Here is a 25,906-nt window from a genome sequence, read left to right on the forward strand (position 1 = left end):
CTACGAAGCACAACTCAAGAATTGCTTGGATTTAGGTGCGAAAGTTGAGTTATAACTCAAAATCAACACACAATGATATTGTCAAAAATAGTTTTTATAATAGAAGTTAATGTTTTTTAAGAAGAATGGTTTTTTTTCAATTCGTTACACGAATTGATTATTTTCTTTATTCAGGATTGATTATGATATACTATTTTTTACAACATTTTTACAACAAATAATTCGTAAGAATGGAACACTAAACACCTAAAAATAGGACTTTAAAGGAGAAAATTATGAAGTCTCATAATCCAGTATTCGGAGCCACCCTTCAATAAACCCCTATAATACGAATTTTAACAATGAAAATCTCATAAAAAATCAATTATGGGAAACATTTGTACAACAAGAAGAATATTTAAATACTGATATTAAATATCTTATTAAAAGAAATAATATATATTATTTCACAATAAGAATAGGAAAAAAGATAGTCAAACACTCACTTAAAACTAATAATCTAAGAAAAGCTAATATAATTAAAATAAAGGTATTAAAAGGATATAAAAAAATAGCGATTAAAAATGGCGATTAAAATAAAAGAAAAGTTTTCGCCACTAAACACAACAAAACTCCAATTCTACGAACGACCACACTTTGAGAAAAGTATGTCAAGTAAAAAATCGATACTCGATTTTTTTATTCTTCCTTTCTTCCTTTTTCTCCTTTTCTCTCCCTCTGGTCGATTCAGTCAATCAGTCAGTCAGTCGAATAACTAAAAAAAATGGCGATTAAAAGAAGCGATTAAAAATGGCGATTAAAATAAAAGAAAAGTTTTCACGACTAAACACTACAAAACAACACATTCTACGAATGCACACATTTGATGAAAAGATAAGTAAATCAATGTTTTGTACAAGAATAGATTTATAAGTTTAATTTGATTTATAACTCAAAATCAACACCAAATTGTTTTGTACAAGAATAGTTTTTTTAATATAAGTTAATGTTTTTTAAGAATGATGGTTTCTTTTCTCATTCGTTTCACTCATTCGCATATTTTTCTTTATAAGGATTGATTGAAGTCCTTTACTTTATATAAAGTATCTTATATGAGAAACATATGAGAAACAAATTTATGATAGAATGTAAAACTAAAACACCTATATTAAGGACTTTGTTATGAAAAAAGAAAAAAACTACGATTCCAGTATTCGGAGCCACCACATTTAAAACCCCATAAATATAGCTTTAAAAATCTATGGTAGCAATTTTGTGCCCAAAGCATGCTCAATAATACCCTTTCTCTTTTTGAAATAGCCAAACTTATTGTAGACGCAAATTAATACTATTTTACGATACAATAAGATTATGAAATTTGAATGGGATTTAAAAAAATAAAAATCTAATATCAAAAAACATAAAGTGACGTTTGAAGAAGCTGCTTATGTTTTTAGCGATAAATATTCACTAACTCTTTTTGATAATGAACATTCAGAAGATGAAGAGAGATGGGTATTGTTGGGGAAGTCTTTAAATGCTATGGTGCTTGTGGTAATTCATACATTTAGAGATAAAGATGGTATTGAAACTGTCAGAATAATATCTGCTAGAAAAGCCACAAAAAATGAGCAACAAATATACAACGAAAGGTGTCCATTATGAAAAAAGAGTATGATTTTACAAATGCCCAACAAGGTAAATTCTATAGACCATTAAATGAATTAGATATTCCAATATATTTAGATGATGATGTAAAAAAATTTTTTATGGACAAAATAAAAAGTACAAAAGATTTTTCGTTAAATACTATTATTAACTCATTATTAAAACAAGATATTGAGATTTCTAAAAAACTAGCATAACTTTTCGGTGCCGTCTCGGTGCCAGACATTAATATCAAATCAACTTTATGCAATAAATTTATATTTTGAAAACTCCTTAAAAACGAACCACTAAAAACTCAATTTGCCTATCGTGCCAAAATGTGTCCGCTGAATCCCCTTTTCATTAAAAAGAAGTTTTTTTATGCTAGAATGCCCCATATATATTTTTAAGTTTAAATAGAAATCACTACGAAGAAGCAGCAAACTATTTATGGATGAGAAGCAAGATCAAATAAAAAAACTATCATTTTTCAGCTCGCTAAACGAAGAACAATTAAGAACCATAGGCATCATCTCTAAAATAACTGTGTATCCCAAGAACTCTATTCTTTACTATGAAAACGACATTAACGACAGAATCTTTTTTTTAATCTCAGGGCTCTTAAAAGTTTACAAAATAGATAAGTTTGAAAATGAGATATTTCTCTACCACATACACAAAAACTCACTTATTTCTGAGCTTACGACACTTGATGACAACTCCATTCACTGCTTTTCAAATGCAGAGTTTTTGGATGAGAGCACTGTTTTGGAGGTTGATTTTACTGAGTTTAAAGATGAATTTCTCTCCAAAAACATCCTGAATAACGAGTTTATAAATGAGATACTTTTAAAAACTCAGCAGCTTCACTGCGTAGTAAACAGAGAGCTTGTTTTTGATGCAACTGCAAAAGTGGCATATACTCTGCAAAATGATTTGGAGATGTTCAACTCTCTTAAAAGACACGAAATCTCTTTTATGCTACACATTCAACCTGAAACTCTCTCAAGAGTTTTAAAGAAACTAAAAAGAAATAATATAATAGATATTGAAAACAGCGATGTTGTAATTATAGACATAGAAAAACTTAACACAATAATTAAAGGGTAACTATCACAATGACTAAGTTTAATAAAATCAGCACAAAAATAAAAATCATAGGCGCTCTATTAATAATTCTAGTTGTCGGTCTTATTGCGACAACCATATATCTGACCCAGCAAAATATAAAAGATGCTTTAGTAATCAATATAGCGGGCAAGCAAAGAATGTTGACTCAAAAGATATCAAAATCTATTTTCTACATACAGTACAGCCACACTTATGATTTCCAAGAGACGGACAAAGCCAGTGAAGAGTTTATCTATGGATTAAACACTCTTAAAAACGGCGATAAAGCAAGGGGGGTATCGGCTGTCTCCACAAGCGAAATATCCAATCAACTAAAATATATAGAAAAACTATGGAACAGCTTTTATGCGGACATCAAAGAGTATAAAAAATTTGCAGCTTTAGATGTTAAACAAGAGCAACAGATGAGTGAAATCATTGACTCCATACATAAAAAGAACACTGCTCTTCTGGAAAATGTGGACAGACTTGTAACAATGTACACAAATCATAGTGAGAGTAAAACAGATTTTATAAAAACATTTCAATACTCTGCTGGCATGATGCTTTTTCTCATTTTTATATACTCATTCTTGCAGCTTAAATCAATTGAGTCTCATGCAGATGCATTTATGCAGTACTCAAAGATGCTTGCGGGCAACGAGGATATATCATGTCTTGCCCCCTTAGAGCTTGAGGCGAAGAGTGAAGGAGAGATTGTAGAGGTTAGCGATGCGATAAACTGCTTCATAAGTAAAATAAACTCTGCGGTTGAATACTCAAACGAAGCACTTCTGCAGTCTCAAAAAGCCTCTTCAAAACTGGAAGAACTAACTGATGAATTCGACACTATACTAGACGAGCTAAAGGACAAATCATTAGCCTGCAAACATCTTGACAACAGTGAGGACATGGTTATTGCATCAACTGAAGAGTTGATAAATTCTACAAAAAAACTTACAAATCTAAAAAAAGAGCTGGACGAACTGCTCAAAAACTGTCAAATAGTTAAATCTTGAGTAGTTATCGACATTCTAAGCAAAACTTATATTAAAAATTCTTATTAAATTAATCCAATATTAATTATTAAAACTACTTATTTGACTTAAGTCAAAGATTTTAATTCCTCTAAAGTGCTAACATAGCTCCGTTAATGGACACCTTAACAAAAAATTTAGACGCAGTTTTATCCTAAATTGCGCTTTACAAATTAAAAATAGGAGAAAATATGTCACTTTCAAGAAGAGAATTTCTTAAAAGTTCAGCGGCGGCATCTGCAGCAGCGGCTGTCGGTATGAGCATACCCTCAGAAGTTCAAGCAGCTGCAAACGAGGCTGAAGGCGACTGGAGATGGGACAAGGCGGCTTGTCGTTTCTGCGGTACAGGCTGTGGTATTATGATGGCAACGAAAAACGGTAAAATCGTTGCTGTAAAAGGGGATCCTGCTGCACCGGTAAATCGTGGTCTTAACTGTATTAAGGGTTACTTTAATGCAAAGATTATGTATGGTGCCGACAGGCTTACTCAACCACTTCTAAGAGTCGATGCTAGCGGTAACTTCGACAAAAAAGGGAAGTTTGCCCCTATATCATGGGAAAGAGCTTTTGATGAGATGGAGATAAACATCAAAAAAGCACTTAAGCATGGTGGGCCAGAATCTGTGGGTGTATTTGCATCGGGACAATACACAATTATGGAGGGTTATGCAGCTCAAAAAATGATGAAAGCTGGATTTCGTTCAAATGCAATAGATCCAAACGCTCGTCACTGTATGGCATCTGCTGTTGTCGGCTTTTACCAAACATTTGGCGTTGATGAGCCTTCAGGTTGTTATGATGATATTGAACTAACAGACACTGTTGTGTCATGGGGTTCAAATATGGCGGAGATGCACCCTATTTTATGGTCACGCGTAACTGATAGAAAACTATCAGACCCTGATCGTGTAAAAGTTATCTCTATTCAAACATACACGCATAGAACTTCAGACTTGGCTGATATAGAGATAATCTTCTCTCCAAATACCGACGGAGCTCTTTGGAACTATATTGCCAGAGAGATTGTTATGAGAGACGAAGCAGAAGGCATAATTGATTGGGATTTTGTCAAGAAGCATATGATCTTTGCTGCCGGACCTGTAAATATCGGCTACGGTATGAGAAGAGAGGGAGAAAAATCACTAAAAGATGGCAAGTATAGCGCATTAGAGATGGAAACCATATCTAAAGAGATGAGCAAAGTTGTCTCTCGCAAAGAGGGTCCTGCTCTTGAACCTTACGGTTATAAAGCCGGTGATACAATGAATCATACTGCTGGTACTCTTGGTCACTGGGAGATCTCTTTTGAGGATTATAAAAAGTCTCTCGAGCCATATACGCTTGATTATACAGCGGCTATTTCAAAAGGTAATCCTGATGAAAATATGGAATCATTCAAAGAAAAACTTCAAGCTTTAGCAGACCTTTACATTGAAAAAGGAAGAAAAGTTGTATCTTTTTGGACTATGGGTATGAATCAACACACTCGCGGTACATGGGTAAACACTCTCTCTTACAATGTACACTTTATGCTAAACAAACAAGCTATTCCTGGTTCTGGAGCGTTTTCACTCACTGGACAACCATCTGCTTGCGGTACTGCTAGAGAGGTTGGTACATTTACGCACAGACTTCCGGCTGATATGATGGTAGCAAACCCTGCACATAGAAAAATTGCAGAACACAAATGGATGGTTCCTGAGGGAACAATCAATCCAATTGGTGTACAGCATATTATGAAGATCCATCGTGATATAGAGGATGGTCTAATTAAATTTGCATGGGTAAACGTATGTAATCCTTATCAGGATACTGCAAGTGCAACTCATTGGATTAAAGCAGCTCGTGAAATGGATAACTTTATAGTTACATCCGATGGCTATCCTGGTATTTCGGCGAAAGTTTCAGACCTTATTTTACCGTCTGCTATGATTTATGAAAAGTGGGGAGCATACGGAAATGCTGAACGTCGTACACAACACTGGAGACAGCAGGTCATTCCTGTTGGTGATTCTATGAGTGATACATGGCAGTGGGTTGAACTATCAAAAAGATTTACGGTTAAAGATGTATGGGGTGAATGGGCTCCAAGCGGTCCTAGAAAAGAGAAACTTCCAAGCGTTATAGAACAGGCAAAAGCTATGGGCTACAACGAAGACACTACTATGTTTGAGATACTTTTTGCGAATGATATTGCAAAATCATACAAACTTGACCAAAACGATCCTATCCAAAAAGGATACGACAACTCTGAGGGTTACGGAGACAGCAGAAATGTTGTAGGCAGTGACGGAAAAGTCTTCAAAGGATATGGATTTTTTATTCACAAATATCTTTTTGAGGAGTATGCGGCGTTTACTCGCGGACATGGGCATGACCTTGCACCGTTTGATATGTACCACAAAGTTCGTGGTCTTAAATGGCCTGTTGTTGACGGTAAAGAGACACAGTGGAGATTTAACGCTAAGTATGACCCATATGCTGCAAAAGCTACAAAAGAGTCAGGCAATTCGCATGCATTCTACGGAACACTTGCTAAAGCGCTTCAAAGCGGTACTTTAACAGGAAAAGACAAAGATTCTAAAAAACAGTCTCTTGCTAACAAAGCGAAGATATTTGCTCGTCCGTACATGGATCCACCGGAAATGCCGGATGCAAACTACGATACATGGTTATGTACCGGACGCGTATTAGAGCACTGGCACTCAGGAACTATGACTATGCGTGTACCTGAACTATATCGTGCAGTTCCAGAGGCATTATGTTATATGCATCCAAAAGATGCCGAGAACAAAGAGCTTAAACAAGGCGGTCTATGTTGGGTTGAATCTCGCCGTGGCAGAGTAAAAGCTAGAGTAGAGACACGTGGTAGAAATAGACCTCCTAGAGGATTGGTCTTTGTTCCATGGTTTGATGAAAAGGTATTTATCAACAAAGTATGTCTAGATGCGACATGTCCAATGTCAAAACAGACAGACTTTAAGAAGTGTGCCGTAAAAATTTATAAAGCGTAAATAAAAAAGGAGAGGCAGTTCTATTTGCAAAAACTGCCCATGAAGATGAAAAGCAAAACAGAGAATAATAGAAGAAAATTTATCCTAAGAATGGCAAGAGGTGCGGGCATAACTGCGCTTGGCGGGTTTATATGGAGTGCGTATGTTGATGAAGTCACGGCTTCACAGCTTATTTTGCGTCCCCCCGGTGCCATTATGGAGGATGATTTTCTTCGTACCTGTATTAAGTGCGGACTTTGTGTTGAAGCATGTCCTTATGATACTTTGTTGCTTGCAAAACCGGGTGATAATAAACCTTTAGGAACACCATATTTTATTCCTAGAGACATCCCTTGTTACATGTGTCCAGATATTCCGTGTGTGCCTATATGCCCAAGTGGAGCACTAGATGAACCCAGCGTTACCACAGATGGAAAACTTGATATAAACATAGCCGAAATGGGACTTGCTGTTATTGACAGAGAGACCTGTATAGCTTTTTGGGGAATTCAGTGTGATGCCTGTTATAGAGCCTGCCCTATTATGGGTAAAGCTATAACGGTTGAGTACAGTAAAAATGAAAGAACCGGAAAACACGCCTATTTGACCCCTCTTGTTCATGCCGATGCCTGTACAGGCTGTGGGCTTTGCGAAAAGGCGTGCGTAACGGAAAAAGCTTCTATATTTGTGCTTCCTAAAGAAGTTGCAATGGGTAAAGCCGGAAGTTACTATATAAAAGGTTGGGACAAAGATGATGAGAAGCGCCTAGAAGATGCTTCTTCGATTAAATCAACAACAGAGATAAGCAAAGAGAAGGCAATCGATTCTCTAAATAGCGATATGGAGGATTTATACTAATGAAAACTCTTTGGAATAAATACCGCTATCTCATGTTTAGAAGAACGACGCAGATAGGTCTGCTCTTTTTGTACTTTGGAGCAAACGCATGGGGCTGGGAGATACTGATGGGCAACCTAAGTTCTTCTCTCTTGTTTGGTACAATCCCTTTAAGCGACCCTTATGCGGCACTGCAGATGTTAGCTGCAGGCGCTATTTTGGCAACAGATATAATAGTCGGTGCTTTAATAATTACCGTCTTTTATATGATTATAGGTGGCCGCGCATTCTGCAGCTGGGTTTGTCCGGTAAACATAGTTACCGATGCTGCGGCACTCTTGAGAAGAAAGATAAGAGTTGACGAATTTGCCAAAAGACAGCCTGCTTCGCGAAATATGCGATACTGGGTTTTGGGACTTAGTTTGATCATCTCTTTTCTTATGGGCATCGCCGCCTTTGAATTTATATCGCCTATATCAGTACTTCACAGAGGTATTATATTTGGATTTGGATTCGGGTGGGCAGCGGTACTTATTGTTTTTCTTTTTGACCTTTTGGTCCTAAAAAACGGATGGTGCGGTCATATCTGCCCTCTTGGCGGGTTCTACTCGCTTGTGGGCAAATTTAGCTTAATAAGAGTAAAGCATACTCAGGAGAACTGTACCGAATGTATGAAATGCAAGGTTGTTTGCCCTGAGGGACAGGTTCTTTACATGATAGGCAAGGAGAGCATTCCTGTTCTCTCTGGCGAGTGTACAAACTGTGCAAGATGTATAGAAGTTTGTGATGATAATGCTCTTGGTTTTTCAATAAGAGAGTTAGTAAAAAATAAAAAAGTGGGAGATTAAAATGAAGGCAATGTATAAAATAACGATTGGTTTAGCTACTACTGCTCTACTAATGGTTGGTTGTGTCGGGGGTGAAAGCGTTAAGTCTTCACCGCAAAAGGTTGTATCAACAATCGTTACTGAAGAGTCTTTGGGTTTAAGAAAGACGGATATATATTCTGAAGATAGTACTATAGCCGAGAAAACGGAGTATAGAACAGCGCAAGCTACTACTAGTACAAAGATAAAAAGAGCATTTCAAGATGCTCCACCAATGATTCCTCATGATACAATAGGTATGCTTCCGATTAAGATAAACGACAACAGATGTGTCAGTTGTCATATGCCTGAGATTGCGGGTTCTATGGGCGCTACACCGATTCCAGTATCACACTTTACAGATTTTAGACCTAAAGGTAAAATTGTAAACGGTACTTTTGTTATGGCAGTAGACGACTATAAAAATGAGGTTTCTATTAAGCAAGAAGATGTGCTTCAAGGCTCTAGATTTAACTGTACTTTATGCCATGCTCCACAATCTCAGGGCAATTTAGCAGTTGAAAATACTTTTGAGCCTGTGTTTACAAGCAAAGACGGTGCTTCAAAATCTACATGGGATGAGAAAAAATATACAGATTCTCTTAACACTGTTATAGGCGGTTCAAGCTTTATAACTGAAGATGACATGGCAAATAAAAACTCTCCGGCAGGTACCCTAGAGGGTGCAAAGCACTAATGCAAAGAAGAGAGCTCTTTAGCTCTCTTGCTTCGTCTTTAAATACAAAGAAGCAAGAGAAGCTCTTAAGACCGCCATACTTCAGCGATGAATCTCTTTTTCATAAAGAGTGTAACAAATGTGATGCCAAGTGCGCCTCTGTTTGTGAAGAAGATATAATTAAAATTGCGGATGACAGGACTCCGTATCTTGTTTTTTCAAATAGCGGCTGTACATATTGTGACAAGTGCGCGGATGCATGCGAATACGGGGTGTTAAGCATTGAAAATAAAAACAGGGTTGGGGCTATAATTTCAATTGACAAAAGCAGCTGTATAAGCTGGGGACATACAATGTGTTTTTCATGTAAAGATCCATGTTCATACAATGCTATAGAGTTTAAAGCGATGTTTATGGCAAGCATAAATGAAAACTGCACTGCATGCGGACTTTGTATAAACAGATGCCCTACTGATGCAATAAGAGTAAAGGTTGTTTCATGAAACTGTTACTATTTTTGACTTTTTTGTTCCCCCTGCTTCTTAGCGCAGAGATAAAAGAGCCGCTTAGAAGTTTTACATCAAGCGGAGGAGTTGTAGATCTGCTATATAAAGATGGCAGGCTTTACAGCGCTACCAATGCCAGTTGTGTAGATATTTTTGACTATAAAAGCGCTAAGCTTATCAAGAAGATAGAAGTTGAGAAGATAGAGGACTTTATGGGAGATTTGGTGGATTCGAAAGTCTACTCCGTGGATGTGCTTAATGAGAAGATATTAATCCTCTCACAAGACAGACAGGGATTTAGAAGAGTCCATATAAACCAAAATGAAAAGACTAAGCTTCTCTTTGACTACTCCAAATCTCTTACTGTTTCAAAAGCTAAATTTTTGGATGAGAATACTGTTTTACTCGCTCTTTTGAGCAATGAGCTAATCTCATACGATATTAAAAATGGCTCTATAAACTGGATGATTCAAGTCTCAGGCGCAAAATTTTCCGACTTTGCTTTAGACGAAAAAAAAGAGAGAGTTGTAGTTGCAGATGAGAGCGGAGATCTGAAAATCCACAGCACAAAAGACGGCAAACGACTGAAACTGCTCTCTGGGCAAAATCTAGACAACGTATTTCAGGTGGACTATAAAAACAATGTTATTGCAACAGCTGGACAGGACAGAAGAGCCGTTATTTACGATTTAAAGGCAGACTCATCGTACTATATAGAGTCCGGTTTTTTAATCTATAGCGTCGGATTGTCACCAAGCGGTAAAATCGTAGGGTATGCGAGCGATGAGGAGAACAATATATCACTGGTTGAAGTCTCCACAAAAAACTCACTCGGCAAATTCGGCGCAAACAGAATGACTCTTGCGAAAATAGTTTTTATAAACGAGAATGAGTTTTTAGCTGCAAGTGATGACAGAGTCATTAATCTATATAGTGTAAAATAAAAAGAGAAAAGGAAATATAATGAATATCTCAAGTATAGTAGTTCAAACAATACCAAAATACCTAAACGAGGTCGTTGAAAGCCTCAAAAATTGTGAAGTGTGCGACTATCACATGCATGATGAAAAGGGCAGAATAATTATTACGATAGAGGGTGAAGGAGTTGCCCAGGAGCTTGAAAAGCTAAAAGTAATAGAGGCAATACCTCATGTAATAGCCGCGGATATGCAGATGTCATACAGCGAAGACGAGCTTGATGCCCACATGGAAGTGATAAATGGCGGCGACGCCGTTCCAAAGATGCTGAATGATGACTCTATCGATGCTTCGAGAATAGTTTACAACGGTGATTTAAAGAAAAAAGATGATTTGGTTACTTTTACTAAAAAATTTGATGAAACAAAGAGGTAAATTTTGTCCGTAATATTTGAGTCAACTATAAAAATGTCCCCTGAGAGCCGCGAAGATTGGTATATAGAGCTAAAAGATACGATAAGCGGCAAAATAGAGATATGTAAGGATCTCCAAGAGTACTCCAAGAAAGTCGAGGAGCTTGGGGCAGATTACGGCGGGCATGTGGATGAAGTAAGATGGAGCAAAGATGAGAGAGTTCCTCCATATGTGATGGACAAGGTGAGATTTGAGATGTCAAAATTACAAAGAGAGCTCGAAGATGAGACTGGTAAACCTGTTATTGGCGAGGATATAAAATAACATGGAAGCAAAAGCTATACGAACCACAAGATACTTAGATATAGATGAAATAGATGAGCATCTAAAAAATGTAGAGTACATCATGATGGCAGCCTCTTCTCCGGAGCATTTTAAAGAGGCACCCATCCATTTTACTATCTTTTTAAATACCTCGGATAATTTACCAAAAGATATTCAAGATGCCGTTTTGGATAAATTTCTAGAGGAAAACGGCATACGAAATCCCATAGAGGTTATGAGTCGGATTATGCCCGTAGGCTTTTCTGAAGGCTCTCATGAGACTCTTATGCCTCTTCTTCTTATAAAAAAAGAGGATGTGACAACCGTTGCGCATGTGCCGATGTTTGTTTTTGATTTTCTGGCAGATTCAGACAACTTCTATGAGGCTAAAGAGAAGAGTTTAACAGGCTGGAGCTACAACTACAACGATTAAGATTGAAAGGAGATGGACTCTACCTCATCAACCGTTTTTGCAATATGATGGGATAGATTTTCACATCCATCCTTTGTAACCAAAATATCATCCTCTATTCTGATGCCGATTCCGCGATATTTTTTCGGCACACTCTTGTCGTTTTTATCAATATATAGACCCGGTTCAATTGTTAAAACCATCCCTTTTTGCAGCGGTATCTCTCTTTCTTTTACATCTTTATATGGTGCGGGGTCATGAACATCTATACCCATCCAATGCCCTATTCCATGCGGATAGTACTTTTTATGCTTCTTCTCTTTTATCAGTTTTTTATAATTTCCTTTTAAAATACCAAGCTCTACCATCCCTTTTGTGAGAAGTTTTTCGGCACTCTCCTGCAGGTGGCTTCTTTTAACGAACGGTTTTATCATGGCAATGACTCTAAGCTGTGTATTTAAAACTAGATTGTATAGCTCTTTTTGCGCCTCACTAAACTTTCCATTGACGGGAATTGTTCTTGTTATATCACTCGCGTAGTAGTTATGCTCGCACCCCGCATCTATAAGTATAAGCTCTCCCTCCACAAGCGGCTTCTCATTTTTTATATAGTGAAGCGTATTTGCACTGTTTGCGCATGCGACTATAGAGGTGTAGGCATCGCTGTAAGCCGCATTTACTTTAAATTCATGCTCTATTTCTGCTTGAAGCTGGTACTCATATTTTCCTCTTTTATCTATCTTCATGGCTCTGTGGTGTGCTTTTGCCGTAATATCTATTGACTCTTTTATCATCTCAATCTCTGCAGCTGATTTGATGAGTCTCATCTTTTGCACAAGCGGCACGATGTCATGTCTAATCTTGATATCTTTTGTCCATTTTGAAACTTTTTTCACACTGCTCTTTTTCGAGTTTAGCTCAAAATAGAGATTTTTTTTACCTTTTATAAATCCTTTGAACTTTTTTTCAAAATCATCTATTACGCAAACTTCATCAACCAAAAATCTCTTTTTAGCCTCTCTTGCCCCGAGTCTCTCTCCCATCCAAAGCTCAAGAGTTTTATCTTTTTTTTGAACAAACAGAACTGTTTTTGTTTCGTCTTTGCTTTTTAAAAAAACAAGTGCTGCATTATCCTCTTTAAAACCGCTAAAGTAGTAAAAATTGCTATCTTGTCTGTATGGATGGTGCGTATCATGAGAGCGTGTCGCCGGCTCAGCGCTAAATATAACCCCAACCGAACTGTTTGGTATTTTTTTTAACAACAGTTCCCTTCTTTTTTTGTACTCCCGCTCTTTTATCATCTACATACTCCATCTAGCCACTCTCTGTTTTGCAACATTATTTCAAAAAGGGCATCTTCAAAAGCATCAACCGCACCCCTTGCATCAAGGCTCTTTGTCTCAACCCTTGATCTAAACGTCTCACTTGCGACAATGCTGTTTGTCTTAGCGTCTATGAGCGATAAGTTCAAAATAACCTTGACATGGGACTCTTTAAAATCTTCGCTGAAAAACTGCATAAACTCTTCTATATTCGTCTCTAAAACAAGAGTGCTTTTTACTCTTGATTTTGAGGGATGAACACTCTTAAAGAGTCCGGATTCTCTTATGCTTTTTAAAAGAGCCGACTCTACCATATTGTTTGGCGATTCCTGCCACTCTGACTGCGTGTAAGCAAAAATCTTGCTATCAGGCTCCATATACTCCATTTTTAGCGAAGCCAACGAGCTTGAGCTAAAAGCTCTTGAAATTTTCAGTGACTTATCTCTGCAGCCGACGCCACTACGATTTATATTTAAATCATCTATTGCGATACTATACCGGACAACCGGAGGTTTTACAGTCGTACAACCACTTAAAAACAGTGTTAAAATTATTAAAATCGCTCTCATCTACTTCTCTCCCGGTCCTTTTTTTATCTCTTCTTGCATTAACATTATATCTGCAGGACTTCTCTCATATCTGTTTATCGTCTCTTGGATCTTCAAAATGAGATTTTGCATATCAAGCAGAGCATTATTCATTGTAGGAACCACATCTCCGGTAATCTCTTTTATATTAAATTCTCCGCTCTCTATCGCTTCGCTAAAAGTGTTTATTGAGTCCTGTATTCCTAGGTAGCTATTTTTTATAGAGTCAAATGCACCAGAGATATCATCTTCGAATTTGCCGCTTTTGCTTAGCAGCTCATCAACTCTAGGTAGCAGTCTATCAATTTTTTCAGATGCACTTTTTAGATTTTTCATAGTATCTCTAAAGTTTTGTGTCGTATTATCATCCAGCATACTGTTTATTTTAGAGATCATAAGAGCGCTATTTTTAAGAAGAGTGGATATCTCCTCCTGATTTTTGTCACTAAGCAATCTACTGGTTTTTTGCAGTGTTTCTGCAAAATCTTTAGATATATCTATAAATCTGTTCTCTAGTTTTATAAAAATAGAGGGCACGGACTTTATGACCGGATACTCCTCACTCTCTTTAGCCCCAAGAAGTTTTGCATCTTTTTCATGGTTAATGGTTAGGTTTATATAACTAAGCCCAGTAATTCCCTGAGATGTAAGCTGAGCCTCCGTTGATGTCTTAATGGGGGTGTCTTTAAGTATCTCCACTAAAACCTCAACCTGTTCGGAGTTGCTTTTACTAATGCCGAGATTTACTACTTTTCCGACATTAAGTCCCTTGTATTTAACAGGAGCATCAAGATTAAGACCCAAGACGGACTCGTTAAAATATATAACATATCTCTGCATCTCAGACTCTTTCGTAGGCTTTAAAAGCCAAAAGCCAAACAGAAACATGCTTATAATTCCAATAAGCACCAAAATTCCTATCACAACATAACTAACTCTGTTATTCATGAAATCCGACCTTATTTATATTCATATTGAAAAAATTATTGATAAATTCACTGTTTATGCCGGATATATTTTTTAAATTTCCCTCGTACACTATTTTTTTATTGTCAATTATAGCAAGAGAGTCGATTGTATCATAAACAGACTGTAAATCGTGTGATACCATAACGACGCTAAGCTTCAGGCTGTCGCGAAGTTTTAGTATCAGAGCGTCAAACTCTTTTACGGAGATAGGGTCCAAGCCGCTTGTGGGTTCATCCAAAAAAAGAAGCTCCGGATCCATAACAAGTGCGCGCGCAAGTCCTGCCTTCTTCTTCATTCCTCCGCTTAGTTGGGATGGATAAAGGGCAGCATCACTCTGTTTTAGTCCAACGATGCTGATTTTAAACTCCACTATCTCATCAATCATAGTTTTTGAGAGGTCGGTATACTCCACAAGAGGAAGAGCGATGTTTTCCCTTAAACTAAGTGATGAAAAAAGCGCACCCGATTGAAACAAAACGCCCCACTTTTGTCTAAGTTTTTGAGCGTCTCTGTATTGTATATTTTTAAGGTCGTATCCCAACACTTTAATGCTTCCGCCCTGAGGCTCATGAAGCATAACCATCTCTCTAAGAAGTGTTGTTTTTCCTGCACCGCTAGGTCCCATAATGCCGTAAATCTCGCCTTTTTTTATATTAAAAGTCAAGCCGTCATGAACTACTCTATCATCAAAAACTGTTCTTAAATCTTTTACTTCTATTATATTTCTCATCATATCCCCAGTTTTGTCAGTACAATAGAGAAGAGCGCGTCACATATAATTACGGCAAATATAGCTTCAACAACACTCTTTGTCGTGTTAGTGCCCAAACTTTGCGTGCTATCTTCAACGCTAAGTCCCCTGTGGATTGCTATAGAAGCTATTAAAAACCCAAAAAACGGTCCCTTTGCAATGCCTACAAAAAAATGTTTTGCCGCAATAACATCGTCGAATCTATCCAAAAAAAGAGTTGTACTGATGCCCAACTCTACACTGGCAATTATCATTCCGCCGATAATTCCCATAATATCTGCTACAAAGATGAGCAGTGGAACGACTATCATTAAAGCAAAAATTCTTGGAAGAATTAAAAACTTATATGGATTAAACCCCATCGTCTTCATAGCATCAAGCTCTTGAGTGATTTTCATAGTGCCTATCTGTGCAGTATATGCAGAAGCACTCCTGCCGGCTATGACTATAGCTGTTATGAGCGGAGCAAGCTCTCTCAGTATTGATATGCCTAACATATCGACTATAAATATATTAGCACCATACATTTTCAACTGGTATGCCGATTGGTATGCTACTACGACTCCTATCAAAAAAGTTGTTATTGCTACGATGCTGAGTGCCTTTACGCCGCTCTCATTAATCTCAAAAAGCATCTCTTTATATCTGATGTTTTTCAAAGATGAGAGGTAATGAAAACTATGTGCAAAGAGTTCTCCCAAAAAGGCTATAAACTGCAGAAATAGCATCTCTTTAGCATAAACTACTCTCCCAAGCCTCTCTAAAACTCCTCGCTTTTCAGGCTCCTCTTTTTTGTCATATCTACTTTTTTGCAGCTTTACTAAAGCAAGCATGCTTAAGAGATCTTTATCATCACACAAAATTTCTGACTCTATCTTCTCTGAGTGAAGTTTTTTTTCTAGATTATAGATAAATATGGCAGCAGCACTATCAAGCAAAACAACTTTTGCAAGGTCCAAGAGTACTGTTTTATCTTTTTCAAATTCAAGGGTTTCGATTTTTTTTTGGATTTTTGAGATGTTGTGCAGAGTTAGCTCTCCCCTGAAGATTAGGGAGAGTCCGTTATCGGTGTAAGCAATGTCTAAAGATTGATTATACATAGCAAAGTATTAAAAATCTCTCTCTAGAAGTTTGTTTACTTTGAGTATTGTAATGATTCTATCCTCTTGTTTGCCGACACCGTCAATTACAGTATCGTCGCCGTTGGCAGTCTCGGGTGCAGGTCCTATTCTGGATTTTTTAATTCTAATCGCCATCGTAAGCCTGTCAATGACAAATCCTGCAATATCATCTCCGTGTCTCATAACTATAAATCTTGTATCTTCGTTATGCTTTTTAGGGCTAAGTCCAAATTTAAGACGCAAATCAATCAGAGGTATAACAGCACCGCGCATGTTAAAAACACCTACAACATACTTTGGAACCTGAGGAACTCTCGTCCACGGAAACGGCTTTATAATCTCCTGTATAGCCAAAATGGGAACCGCATACTCCTCATCTCCGATTATAAATCCAACAAGCTGAACTACATCCTCGGAGTGATTTATACCCTCCTGCTCTGCTCTGCTCTGTTTACTGATTATCTGTTTTAATTTTTCGCTCATTATAAAAACTCCGATCTAAAATTAATATTTCTCTGCACTACGCTTGAGAGATAGTCTGCTGAATATGGCTTGGTTATATACTCAATCATTCCAGACTCCACCCCTCTCATACGATCCGATTTGCCGGTACGTGACGTTACAGCGATAAGAGGCAGATTTTTATAACGGTTATATTTTTTAATCTCGGTTGCCAAAGTATATCCGTCCATTCTAGGCATCTCTATATCTATAAGCATTGCATCAAAATTATGGTCACCCTGCTTGAGTATGCTTAAAGCTTCCTGTCCGTCACCGGCTTCCACTAATGTAATGCCGGTAGCCTCTAGCGCCTTTCTCATAATCATTCTGTCTGTTTTAGAGTCATCGACAATCATAACTGTATAATCGCTTGCTTTTGTTTTTTCGCGTGTCAACATTGCAGCATCAGATGTGGAGTCGGCTCTTGCCGATGTTTTAACATGCTTTGCCATCTCCATAATTGCGATAACGTCTACAATAAGCGTAACACCGCCATCACCGCGGATAGTAGCACCCGCAATTCCCTCGATGCCTTTTAAGAACTCTCCTAGAGATTTTATAACAATCTCCTCTTGACCGACAAGCGTATCTACTATAAGCCCTAGTTTACTCGTTCCAAGACCCAGAACTACAACGTAAGCATACTCGTTTGAGTCAAGTATACGCTCTACTTCAAAAATATCTCCGATGTGAACAAGAGGGAGAACATCTTCACGAAGTCTCATAACCGAGCGACCCTCTACCGTATAGACCTCATCGGTGGATATTCTTACCGTCTCTAAAACAGAAGCAAGTGGAATAGCATAGTGCTCCTCTTGAACACCGACTAAAAGCGCTTGAATAATTGCAAGTGTCAACGGAATTTTAAGCTTCATAGACGTTCCTACGCCAAGCTCACTGTCTATATCTATGATGCCGTTTAGTTTCTCAATGTTTGTTTTTACAACATCCATACCGACGCCGCGTCCCGATACGTTTGTAACCTTTGCCGCCATCGAAAAGCCTGGTCTGAAGATAAGAGTGAACGCCTCTTTATCACTCATATTTTCAGCCTCTTTTTGAGTTATAATCCCTTTTTCAAGCGATTTTTTCTTAAGCAGCTCTACATCAAGACCTTTTCCGTCGTCATCTATCTGGATAACAATCTGATTCCCTTCGTTGTACGCTTTAAGCGTAATCGTTCCCATCTCGTTTTTACCCTGTCCTGCTCGTATTTCAGGGATTTCAATTCCATGGTCGCATGAGTTTCTTATGATGTGAACCAGAGGGTCGCCGACCTCTTCAACGATTGACTTATCCAGCTCAGTATCTTCACCGAATATCTCAAGCTCTATCTTTTTGTTAAGTTCACGGCTCAAGTCGCGGATCATTCTAGGAAACTTGTTAAACACTTTGCCTATCGGAAGCATTCTTGTCTTCATAACCGCTATCTGAAGGTCGGTAGTTACGAGAGAGACAATCGAGACGACCTGATTTAACTCCTCTAAAAAGCTCTCCCCTTCATAACGCTCTTCAACATCATCATTTATCTTAATAAGTCTGTTTTTTGCAAGAACCAACTCCCCTATAAGATTCATAAGATGGTCAAGTCTCTTAACGTCAACACGTATAGTCTGCTCAACAGCAGAAGCTTTTTTAGCGGGTGCCGCGGCTCTTGCATCATCAGAGGCATCTTCATCATGACTTATTGAAGCAGGTTTTGACGCAGGAGTAACTGGTACCGGAGCTTTAGAAGCACTCTGTGGTAACTCATCTTCTGTCTCTTGCTCGCTCTCTTGTGATTGCTCATCTGCAGATGCCGATTTTGCCTCTCTTTTTGCTCTATCTTCTGCCTGTCTCTGCTGCAGGAGTCTCTCGATTTCTGCTTCAAGCTCATCGGCATCCATATTGTCATAGTCAGGTTCATCCTCGGCTACGGCTTCTTCCTCTTTGGGAGCCAACACCTCTTCTACGGCAGGAGTTTCAATCCCTGTGTCTCCTCTTGTACACTTATCAAGTCTGCCAACGCAAGCCAAAACATCAATGCCTCCATCAGAACTAGTATCACGGATAATGACCAAAAGAGCTTTCATCAGGTCTATAGACTCCAAGACAACATCCATGACATCGGCATCAATCAACAAATCTCCGTGTCTTGCCTTATTTAAAACATCTTCCATGTGATGAGTCAGATGCGTTAAAACATCAAAATTTAAAAATGATGATGCACCTTTTATAGTATGTGCAACACGAAATATTCTATTTAAAAGTTCTAAATCTTGAGGGTTGTTCTCCAGCTCCACCAAATCCTGGTCTAACTGCTCAATAAGCTCGAAAGACTCGATTAAAAAATCTTGCAGTATCTCTTGAAATTCATCCATATTTTCACTCCTACTTCATATGAGCACGAACTATTCGTGCTATTTCATTATAAAATGCGCTTGCTTTAAACTTAACCAAATAAGCTTCACCGCCTGCTTCAACGCCTCTGTCCGCACTAAAATGGTCACTTATGGAAGAGTTAAAGACAATCGGTATATTGTTAAATCTGCCATCCTCTTTTGCATTTGCTGCAAAATGAAAACCATCCATTCTTGGCATCTCCACATCTGAGATGATTATTTTTAAAGTCTCATGAAGATTATCGCCGTAGATCTCGTAAAGTTCATCAAGCTTCTGCAGTCCCTCTTTTCCGTCCATCGCCTCAAGAACATCAAACCCCATCTTAACAAGCGCCTCTTTTACTATTTTTCTAGCAGTAGAGCTATCATCAAGAACAAGTGCTATCCCAGAAAACTCCTCATTTTCGGTCGTGTCAAATTGAGTGTCCGGCTCATATAATCCCAAATCTTGTATAACACCCTCAAGGTCTAGTATAAGAAGGACGTTCTCCCCCTCTATTTTTGTCACACCGGTAATCTTGCTGCCCTCAACCGTGGCACCGTCACTCATAAAAGATGCAGGTTCTATATCTGCCCAACTTATTCTTCTTATTCTTTTTGCTTCATGGACTATAAAACCTATAAGAATATTATTGAATTCCGTGATTATTACCCTTGCGTTTTTTTGAGCATCTTCAGGTGCTTTAATCTTCATCCACTTTGCCAAATTCACAACGGGAATAACAACGTTTCTTAGATCAAATATACCCTCTATGAACTCCGGTGTTCCCGGCAGTTCCGTTAAGTTTGGTAATTTTATTATCTCTTTGACTTTTGAAACATTTACACCGTAAATGCCCTCGTAGACTCTGTCATCTTCTTGCTTAAAGATGCGAAAGTCCACAAGTTCCATCTCATTTGAGCCAACTTTTAGTGACCGTTCTGTATTCATGTATTAATTTCCTTTTGAGAAAATTTTTCCTGCAAAAAATGTATGTTATCCTTAAATTCTACAATAAAATATCTTTGATTGCACGCAAAAGCACCAAGATTTATATAAATAAAATCTTTTAATTTTAATATTTTGTTCTGATGAAAATGCCCTTCTATAAAGTAGTCACAGCTATATTTACCCTCAAGCCTTTTAGCCATAAACTCCTCTAACCCTACAAACTCTTTGCAATCATTTTTCTCACCCAAATATAGGTCAAGTTTCTTCAATATATAGTGATTACTTAAAGAGTCAACAGCTCTCAATAGTTTCAAAACAAAAGAGTTTCTGATAAGTGATGCATATATTTTATACCCAAAATTACTCTCGATATCGCCGTGAGAGAGCAGAACTTTTTTCCCATCCATGCGGCACTCTACAGGTTGTGAAGAGATTGGAAAAACTTTAGCTTTTGGAAAAATAGTTGCAAGATTAAAATCATGATTCCCCTCTAGATATATCACCTCTGTATCTGAGGAGATCTCATTTATAAGAGTGATCGCCTCTTGGTTGATCTTATGGGTTTGGGGTATCTCTCCAAAAAGCGCATCAAATATATCGCCCATAAGAATGAGCTGCGAGCAGAGAATTTTTTTTGAATGGATGTTTCTTAGAAACTCTAGAAAGTGAGGGCGTTTGTGCGAATAGTGCGCGTCTGCAACGACAATCGCACCCTCTTTTATCTCTAAATTATGGGACATAAGCTATGTTTGGTATCCCTAAATCTTCATCAAGCCCCATTATCAGGTTTGCATTGACGACTGCCGCTGAAGACGCGCCTCTCATAAGGTTGTCTATCGCGCTAGAGATAAAAAGAACGTTGCCCTTTTGCTTTACATAAATATCGCAAAAATTTGTTCCCGCTACGTTTTTCATGTCAACGGGGTTTTTACTCACTCTTACATGTTTGGCATCTCTGTAAAACTCCTCAAGAAGTTTATGTGCGTCAAAATCTCCCTCAACCTGAATATAGATAGAGCTTAACATTCCACGCGTTATAGGAACCAGATGCGGAACAAAATGAACCTCGTCAAAATCAACACCTAGTTTTTGAGCGATTTCGGGTGCATGTCTGTGCATGAGCGGATTGTATGCAAAAAGATTGTCATTTACATTAACAAAGTGCGTTGTCTCGCTCAGTTTTTTACCCGCTCCGCTCACGCCTGTTTTTGCATCTATAATGATTGGCGTATGTTTTGCTCTTCTGTGCATAAAAGGCAAAAGTCCCAAAATTGCGGAGGTTGGAAAACATCCTGGGTTTGCTACGAGTTTTGCACTTTTTAGCTCCTCACGAAACAACTCAGGAAGCCCATAAACCGCATGTTCTAAATTTTGCGTATCGGTATGCGGGCAGTAAAACGCTTCATAAATATCTTGAGGTAATCTATAGTCGGCAGAGAGGTCAACGACTTTTAGACCTTTTTCTATCAAAGGCTTTACATAAGCCATAGCCGTTTGATGCGGAAGTGCTAAAAAGACAAGCTCACAGCTAGACGCACACTCGTCAATGTCGGCTTTTTTTACCTCCAAGTCACAAACTTTGGCAAGTGATGGATGAAGAGATGAGAGAGTCGTTCCGCCCTCCGTATTTGCAACGTAAAAGAGGTTGAATTTTGGATGATGTATAAGGATTTTTAAAAGCTCAAGCCCCGTATAACCGCTTGCACCTATAACTCCAACATTAATTGCACTCAAAAACTATCTCCTGATACCTTACTTCAACTATCTCAAACTCTTTTGTTGCGTTTGGAAGCTGAACTTTAATCTCATCCCCCTCTTCACGTCCTAAAAGCTGCTTTGCCAAAGGAGAGTTGAAAGAAATTAACCCCATCTCAGGATTGCTTTCGCACCCGCCGACTATAGTATATGTAAACTCTTCATCGCTCTTAACATCGGTGACGACAACCGTTGAGCCAAAACTTACCTTTGCATGTTCAAGATCACTAGGATCTACAATCTTTGCGCTTCCTATTATCTCTGAGAGTTCTTGCAGACGGTTATCAATCTGTTTTTGCTGCTCTTTTGCCGCATGATACTCGGCATTTTCCTTCAGATCGCCATGTTCAAGCGCCTCTTCTATCGCCTTAACCACAGCCGGTCTTTTTACACTTTTTAAATTTTTAACTTCTGCTTGGAGCTTGTTATATCCAAACAGTGTCATCGGCTCAATTTTTTCCATAAATACGTTACCCTGCAACCATAAATTTTTTACTTATTATACCAAACTTTTTTAGCGAGGGGCTATTTTTGAGAGATCGAACTCTAACTTTTGTTCTTGGCACTCTATCGTTACAATGCAGCCTCTTTTGCTTATGCTTTTTGCTTTTTTTATATCTTTTAGCAGTTCTCTGTTCTCTTTTGAGAGTGGGTCGTGCGCGTAGAGGGTTTCGTCTTTTATAAAAAATATTCTCCCGCCGCCGCAACCATCACCGACTATGCCTTCGCATACAAGCGGCTCATTTAAATCAAAACTATCAATCATCCAAACACTCCTTTATTTTGAGACTATTTTTTTCACGGCTTGGGCACACATGACAAGCCCGAAAGTTCCTGTTACGGCGCTAAAACTTCCCTTCTCTTTTACCTTTGCATGTTCGGTACTAAAAATGACTGTATATTTTTTCTTAAAGCCCCGTTTTTTAAGTTCATAGCGGATTTTTGAGCCGAATCTGTCACCGTGGCTCTTCCAAATATCGTCTACATGCACCTTTGTAGGGTCAACTCTTTTTGCCGAGCCGAATGATGAGATAAGTTTTTTATAGCACTTTTGCGCAAGAGCGAGCTTTGCTTTTGTGTCGTCTATGGCATCAAGCACTACGTCATAAGGCTCAAAGTCAAAATCCCAAACCCACTGCTCATCTATCTTTGCGTTTATGATCTCTACATGTGGATAGTGTTTTTTAAGCGCCTCTACCTTGACCTCTCCCTCATGCAGCTCCGACCACATCTGACGGTTTTGGTTAGACTTGTCATAGGTATCAAAATCTACGATTGTTATATGCTCCACACCGCTTCTACTGAGGCAGTCAAGGCAGTGTCCACCTACCCCTCCGACTCCCAGAAGCAAAACTTTCGCATTTTGAAGTTTAGAAAAGTCATCTCCAAAGAGAGTTTTTATACGCTCATGTCTCAATTTTGCTCTATCCACTCTTTAAGTCTATTTATGCTTTCGTATGCACTCATGTCAAGCTGTATGGGTGTTATGGATATATTTCCCAATTTTATCGCCTCATAATCGCTCACACCTTTTTTCCCCTCACGCGCAGAGAAGTTAAGCGGATGTGTTCCAAGCCAGTAGTACTCCTCACCCCTTGGGTTTCTATGCAGATGTGAGTCGTTTGCGTAGAGCCTGTACCCCGCATAAGTGATAATCATCTTCGGCTCTTCTATATCAATATTTGGAGGGATGTTTATATTTAAAAACTCTCTCTCGGGAAGAGGAAAAGAGCCATCTTTTATCTTTAGAACAAGCTTTTTGATGGTATCTTGAGCCAGAGTAAAATCGCCGCCCGGGTCGGTAAAGTCCATCACCTGAGATATGGCGATAGACGCTATGCCATGCAAGACACCCTCCATAGCTCCCGCAGCAGTTCCTGAGTAGGTAATATCCTCACCCATATTTGAGCCGCGATTAATTCCGCTGATAAGCAAGTCCGGCTTGGAATCAACGAACATCGTACTGAGCGCGAGATATACGCAGTCACTCGGAGTTCCGTCATCAAGTTTGAAGAAGTTATCCTCAACGCCCACAAAACGAAGGGGACGAATAATGGTAAGCGAGTGCCCGCATGCAGACTTCTCACTAGCAGGTGCAACCACCGTAACCTCGACATCCTCTATCTCTCTAAGGGCTTCAACTAAGCTCAAAAGTCCTTTTGCCTCATATCCGTCATCGTTTGTTACTAAAATTCTGTATCTTTTTTTCATGACATAATTCTATCATTAAAATTCAAATTTTTTAATAAGGTGAAAACTCTCAAGTTCCACTTGGGAACGAGGAAACTTGACATTGCAACTTCTATTAGTGGTTCTAATTCCAAGTTCTACTTGAGAACGAGAACGCTAACGATAGACACTTTTATTTATAAGTGATTGCTGAATAACAACACCACCTTTAATTCCTTCTTTCGTTTCAGCTTTTCCTTTACATCTGCTTGGCATACTGAAGCTTGTTCCTGGCTCACATTCCATATCATTCATGCTTCTTGTCGCGCAAGCACCATACGCCATACCGACCATATAGCAAGTTTCATTATTAATATCAAAGCCCTTGGAAGTATTTGGAATAGCCGCTTCTTTCTGTATTTCTTTGTAAGTTGCAATTTCTCTTTGTTTTTCTTCTTGAATTATTAATTCTTGCCTTTTTACTGATTCTCTTTGCTTTTCTTTTTTTATAGCTGCACTTGTATTAGCTCTAGCTTGTTGCGCGGCAACTCTAGTTGTAGTTCTATGCTTTTGTCTATTTATTTTTTCTAAAGCTTTCTGTTCCTCAGTTACTCTGTTGAAGGTACTTTAAACTTTCAAATATGATATCTGTTGTCTCTACTCTTGTAAATATAGGTATCCAGTGAAGAATAGTACATGTCACAAAGTGCGGATGAGTCGGTTCATATATCTCATATCTGCTTCTTCCCATAAAAGCGCCTTTTTTTTAATAGTAGCAGAGTGTTTTATGTTATGTAAATTTTATTGCAGATTGTCATTTTTTTGTAGCGTTCTATTTGTTTTTATACTTTGTCTTCTCGCTCCCATGCTGTGCTTGGGAGTGTTTATCTTAATTTATTATTTTGTTTTATTTATGTATACATTCCCAAGTGAAACTTGGGAACGAGGAAACATACACATCTGTAATAAATCTAAAGTATTTACCTCTATTGATATACTAATTTATGTTTTAATATCTAAAAAATACAGCATCACTATCAATTCCACTTCCAAAAATTGCCCCAACAATAAAAATAAACACTATGCAAGCATCTCTAAGTTTTATTGTTATTGAACTGAGTTTTTCATTTTTTACACCTATATAGTGCCAGTATAGCTTATTGAATAGCCATACAAAAAAAATCAATATTAATATTAATAAATCCATTTCTAAACCTATCTATTAGCTTTCGTTTTCTTTATTTACCAAGTCTCTTTTTTTTAAAATAGCACTAGCCAGAACAGCCCCTAGCCCTGCACCAAGAAAAGCTCCAACTATTCCGCCTACTAACATTTTTCCAGCACTTAAAGAGAATGCAAATGCAAACATTGCTACTACCCATAATAATATATTTTTCATTACCAGCCACCTTTGCACAAATATTAACTCTTATTAACTTAAAGTATGGAATGTCCCCTATAAAGTGGACAATTTGTTAATTACAACGATGATTTACTCTTTAGCGATATAGATCTATTTAATCAAAAAATGGCAGATTGGCTCATAGAATATAACACTGAAATACCACACCATAGTTTACAAATGAAAACTCATGTACAATATCTCATTAATACTAATCCTCAGTGCCAAATGTTATGGACTAATCCCCAATAATTCCATACCAAATTAGACAACAAGCCAACTTGCTCTATAATTAGGT

At 38.1% G+C, this 25,906-nt stretch carries 30 protein-coding genes; 13 read left to right on the forward strand and 17 right to left on the reverse strand.

Features of this window, described 5'->3' with window-relative positions:
* Window positions 1–1,389 precede the first annotated feature (1,389 nt).
* The 13 genes from IBX42_RS06385 to IBX42_RS06445 all read left to right on the forward strand — a co-directional run bounded on the left by IBX42_RS06385 (window position 1,390) and on the right by IBX42_RS06445 (window position 11,740).
* Window positions 1,390–1,644, forward strand: a complete 255-nt coding sequence (locus tag IBX42_RS06385; RefSeq protein ID WP_294930597.1) for a BrnT family toxin — start codon at window positions 1,390–1,392, stop codon at window positions 1,642–1,644.
* Window positions 1,641–1,844, forward strand: a complete 204-nt coding sequence (locus IBX42_RS06390) for a hypothetical protein (protein WP_137013720.1) — start codon at window positions 1,641–1,643, stop codon at window positions 1,842–1,844. Before IBX42_RS06385 ends, IBX42_RS06390 begins: the two co-directional genes overlap by 4 nt.
* A gap of 232 nt (window positions 1,845–2,076) precedes the next feature.
* Window positions 2,077–2,736, forward strand: a complete 660-nt coding sequence (locus tag IBX42_RS06395; RefSeq protein WP_294930520.1) for a Crp/Fnr family transcriptional regulator — start codon at window positions 2,077–2,079, stop codon at window positions 2,734–2,736.
* A gap of 8 nt (window positions 2,737–2,744) precedes the next feature.
* Entirely contained in the window at window positions 2,745–3,755 is a 1,011-nt protein-coding gene (locus tag IBX42_RS06400) for a type IV pili methyl-accepting chemotaxis transducer N-terminal domain-containing protein (protein WP_294930523.1), read from the forward strand.
* 209 nt (window positions 3,756–3,964) lie between these two features.
* The gene (gene napA / locus IBX42_RS06405; RefSeq protein ID WP_294930526.1) at window positions 3,965–6,787 is read left to right on the forward strand and encodes a nitrate reductase catalytic subunit NapA; all 2,823 of its coding nucleotides are present in this window, start codon (window positions 3,965–3,967) and stop codon (window positions 6,785–6,787) included.
* 39 nt (window positions 6,788–6,826) lie between these two features.
* Window positions 6,827–7,624, forward strand: coding sequence for a ferredoxin-type protein NapG (napG, locus tag IBX42_RS06410; protein ID WP_294930600.1), 798 nt, complete (start codon window positions 6,827–6,829; stop codon window positions 7,622–7,624).
* Window positions 7,624–8,451, forward strand: coding sequence for a quinol dehydrogenase ferredoxin subunit NapH (gene napH, locus IBX42_RS06415; protein ID WP_294930529.1), 828 nt, complete (start codon window positions 7,624–7,626; stop codon window positions 8,449–8,451). The genes napG and napH overlap by 1 nt, the downstream gene beginning before the upstream one ends.
* Window position 8,452: 1 nt before the next feature.
* Window positions 8,453–9,166 (forward strand): nitrate reductase cytochrome c-type subunit, encoded by a 714-nt coding sequence (locus IBX42_RS06420; RefSeq protein ID WP_294930532.1) that lies wholly within the window; start codon window positions 8,453–8,455, stop codon window positions 9,164–9,166.
* Window positions 9,166–9,648 carry a 4Fe-4S binding protein gene (locus IBX42_RS06425; RefSeq protein WP_294930534.1) on the forward strand — a complete coding sequence of 161 codons (483 nt, stop codon included), beginning with the start codon at window positions 9,166–9,168 and terminating at the stop codon, window positions 9,646–9,648. The genes IBX42_RS06420 and IBX42_RS06425 overlap by 1 nt, the downstream gene beginning before the upstream one ends.
* On the forward strand, window positions 9,645–10,595 hold the full coding sequence (locus tag IBX42_RS06430) for a WD40 repeat domain-containing protein (RefSeq protein WP_294930537.1): 951 nt from the start codon (window positions 9,645–9,647) through the stop codon (window positions 10,593–10,595). The genes IBX42_RS06425 and IBX42_RS06430 overlap by 4 nt, the downstream gene beginning before the upstream one ends.
* 19 nt (window positions 10,596–10,614) lie before the next feature.
* Window positions 10,615–11,004 carry a chaperone NapD gene (locus IBX42_RS06435; RefSeq protein ID WP_294930540.1) on the forward strand — a complete coding sequence of 130 codons (390 nt, stop codon included), beginning with the start codon at window positions 10,615–10,617 and terminating at the stop codon, window positions 11,002–11,004.
* 3 nt (window positions 11,005–11,007) lie between these two features.
* Window positions 11,008–11,307, forward strand: coding sequence for a hypothetical protein (locus IBX42_RS06440; RefSeq protein WP_294930543.1), 300 nt, complete (start codon window positions 11,008–11,010; stop codon window positions 11,305–11,307).
* 1 nt (window position 11,308) lies between these two features.
* Window positions 11,309–11,740 carry a hypothetical protein gene (locus IBX42_RS06445; RefSeq protein ID WP_294930546.1) on the forward strand — a complete coding sequence of 144 codons (432 nt, stop codon included), beginning with the start codon at window positions 11,309–11,311 and terminating at the stop codon, window positions 11,738–11,740.
* Here IBX42_RS06445 and IBX42_RS06450 read toward each other — a convergent pair.
* The 17 genes from IBX42_RS06450 to IBX42_RS06530 all read right to left on the reverse strand — a co-directional run bounded on the left by IBX42_RS06450 (window position 11,737) and on the right by IBX42_RS06530 (window position 25,605).
* Complete coding sequence (locus IBX42_RS06450) at window positions 11,737–13,020, reverse strand: aminopeptidase P N-terminal domain-containing protein (RefSeq protein WP_294930549.1); 1,284 nt, start codon at window positions 13,018–13,020, stop codon at window positions 11,737–11,739. The two genes, IBX42_RS06445 and IBX42_RS06450, sit on opposite strands and share 4 nt — an antisense overlap.
* The gene (locus IBX42_RS06455; RefSeq protein WP_294930552.1) at window positions 13,017–13,610 is read right to left on the reverse strand and encodes an ABC-type transport auxiliary lipoprotein family protein; all 594 of its coding nucleotides are present in this window, start codon (window positions 13,608–13,610) and stop codon (window positions 13,017–13,019) included. Before IBX42_RS06455 ends, IBX42_RS06450 begins: the two co-directional genes overlap by 4 nt.
* A complete protein-coding gene (locus IBX42_RS06460) occupies window positions 13,611–14,576 on the reverse strand; it encodes an MlaD family protein (RefSeq protein ID WP_294930554.1) in 966 nt (321 codons plus the stop codon).
* Window positions 14,569–15,327, reverse strand: a complete 759-nt coding sequence (locus IBX42_RS06465; RefSeq protein WP_294930558.1) for an ATP-binding cassette domain-containing protein — start codon at window positions 15,325–15,327, stop codon at window positions 14,569–14,571. The genes IBX42_RS06460 and IBX42_RS06465 overlap by 8 nt, the downstream gene beginning before the upstream one ends.
* Window positions 15,327–16,448 (reverse strand): ABC transporter permease, encoded by a 1,122-nt coding sequence (locus tag IBX42_RS06470; protein WP_294930560.1) that lies wholly within the window; start codon window positions 16,446–16,448, stop codon window positions 15,327–15,329. The genes IBX42_RS06465 and IBX42_RS06470 overlap by 1 nt, the downstream gene beginning before the upstream one ends.
* A gap of 9 nt (window positions 16,449–16,457) precedes the next feature.
* Window positions 16,458–16,952, reverse strand: coding sequence for a chemotaxis protein CheW (locus IBX42_RS06475; protein WP_294930564.1), 495 nt, complete (start codon window positions 16,950–16,952; stop codon window positions 16,458–16,460).
* Window positions 16,952–19,330: a chemotaxis protein CheW gene (locus IBX42_RS06480; protein WP_294930567.1), complete on the reverse strand. Its 2,379-nt coding sequence runs from the start codon at window positions 19,328–19,330 to the stop codon at window positions 16,952–16,954. The genes IBX42_RS06475 and IBX42_RS06480 overlap by 1 nt, the downstream gene beginning before the upstream one ends.
* Window positions 19,331–19,340: 10 nt before the next feature.
* Window positions 19,341–20,282, reverse strand: coding sequence for a chemotaxis protein (locus tag IBX42_RS06485; protein WP_294930570.1), 942 nt, complete (start codon window positions 20,280–20,282; stop codon window positions 19,341–19,343).
* Window positions 20,279–21,022, reverse strand: coding sequence for a UDP-2,3-diacylglucosamine diphosphatase (locus tag IBX42_RS06490; protein WP_294930573.1), 744 nt, complete (start codon window positions 21,020–21,022; stop codon window positions 20,279–20,281). Before IBX42_RS06490 ends, IBX42_RS06485 begins: the two co-directional genes overlap by 4 nt.
* On the reverse strand, window positions 21,012–22,016 hold the full coding sequence (gene argC, locus IBX42_RS06495) for an N-acetyl-gamma-glutamyl-phosphate reductase (RefSeq protein WP_294930576.1): 1,005 nt from the start codon (window positions 22,014–22,016) through the stop codon (window positions 21,012–21,014). The genes IBX42_RS06490 and argC overlap by 11 nt, the downstream gene beginning before the upstream one ends.
* On the reverse strand, window positions 22,003–22,500 hold the full coding sequence (gene greA, locus IBX42_RS06500) for a transcription elongation factor GreA (protein ID WP_294930578.1): 498 nt from the start codon (window positions 22,498–22,500) through the stop codon (window positions 22,003–22,005). Before greA ends, argC begins: the two co-directional genes overlap by 14 nt.
* Window positions 22,501–22,551: 51 nt before the next feature.
* A complete protein-coding gene (locus IBX42_RS06505; protein WP_294930581.1) occupies window positions 22,552–22,803 on the reverse strand; it encodes a thiamine biosynthesis protein ThiF in 252 nt (83 codons plus the stop codon).
* Between the two features lie 12 nt (window positions 22,804–22,815).
* A complete protein-coding gene (locus IBX42_RS06510) occupies window positions 22,816–23,454 on the reverse strand; it encodes a ThiF family adenylyltransferase (RefSeq protein ID WP_294930583.1) in 639 nt (212 codons plus the stop codon).
* Window positions 23,451–24,248 (reverse strand): 5'/3'-nucleotidase SurE, encoded by a 798-nt coding sequence (surE, locus tag IBX42_RS06515; RefSeq protein WP_294930586.1) that lies wholly within the window; start codon window positions 24,246–24,248, stop codon window positions 23,451–23,453. Before surE ends, IBX42_RS06510 begins: the two co-directional genes overlap by 4 nt.
* Before the next feature lie 562 nt (window positions 24,249–24,810).
* Entirely contained in the window at window positions 24,811–24,957 is a 147-nt protein-coding gene (locus tag IBX42_RS06520) for a hypothetical protein (protein ID WP_294930588.1), read from the reverse strand.
* Between the two features lie 258 nt (window positions 24,958–25,215).
* On the reverse strand, window positions 25,216–25,413 hold the full coding sequence (locus IBX42_RS06525; protein WP_294930591.1) for a hypothetical protein: 198 nt from the start codon (window positions 25,411–25,413) through the stop codon (window positions 25,216–25,218).
* Window positions 25,414–25,428: 15 nt separating this feature from the next.
* Window positions 25,429–25,605, reverse strand: coding sequence for a hypothetical protein (locus IBX42_RS06530; RefSeq protein ID WP_294930594.1), 177 nt, complete (start codon window positions 25,603–25,605; stop codon window positions 25,429–25,431).
* Window positions 25,606–25,906: the final 301 nt, after the last annotated feature.

This window comes from Sulfurimonas sp. (assembly GCF_014859695.1).
GTDB lineage: Bacteria > Campylobacterota > Campylobacteria > Campylobacterales > Sulfurimonadaceae > Sulfurimonas.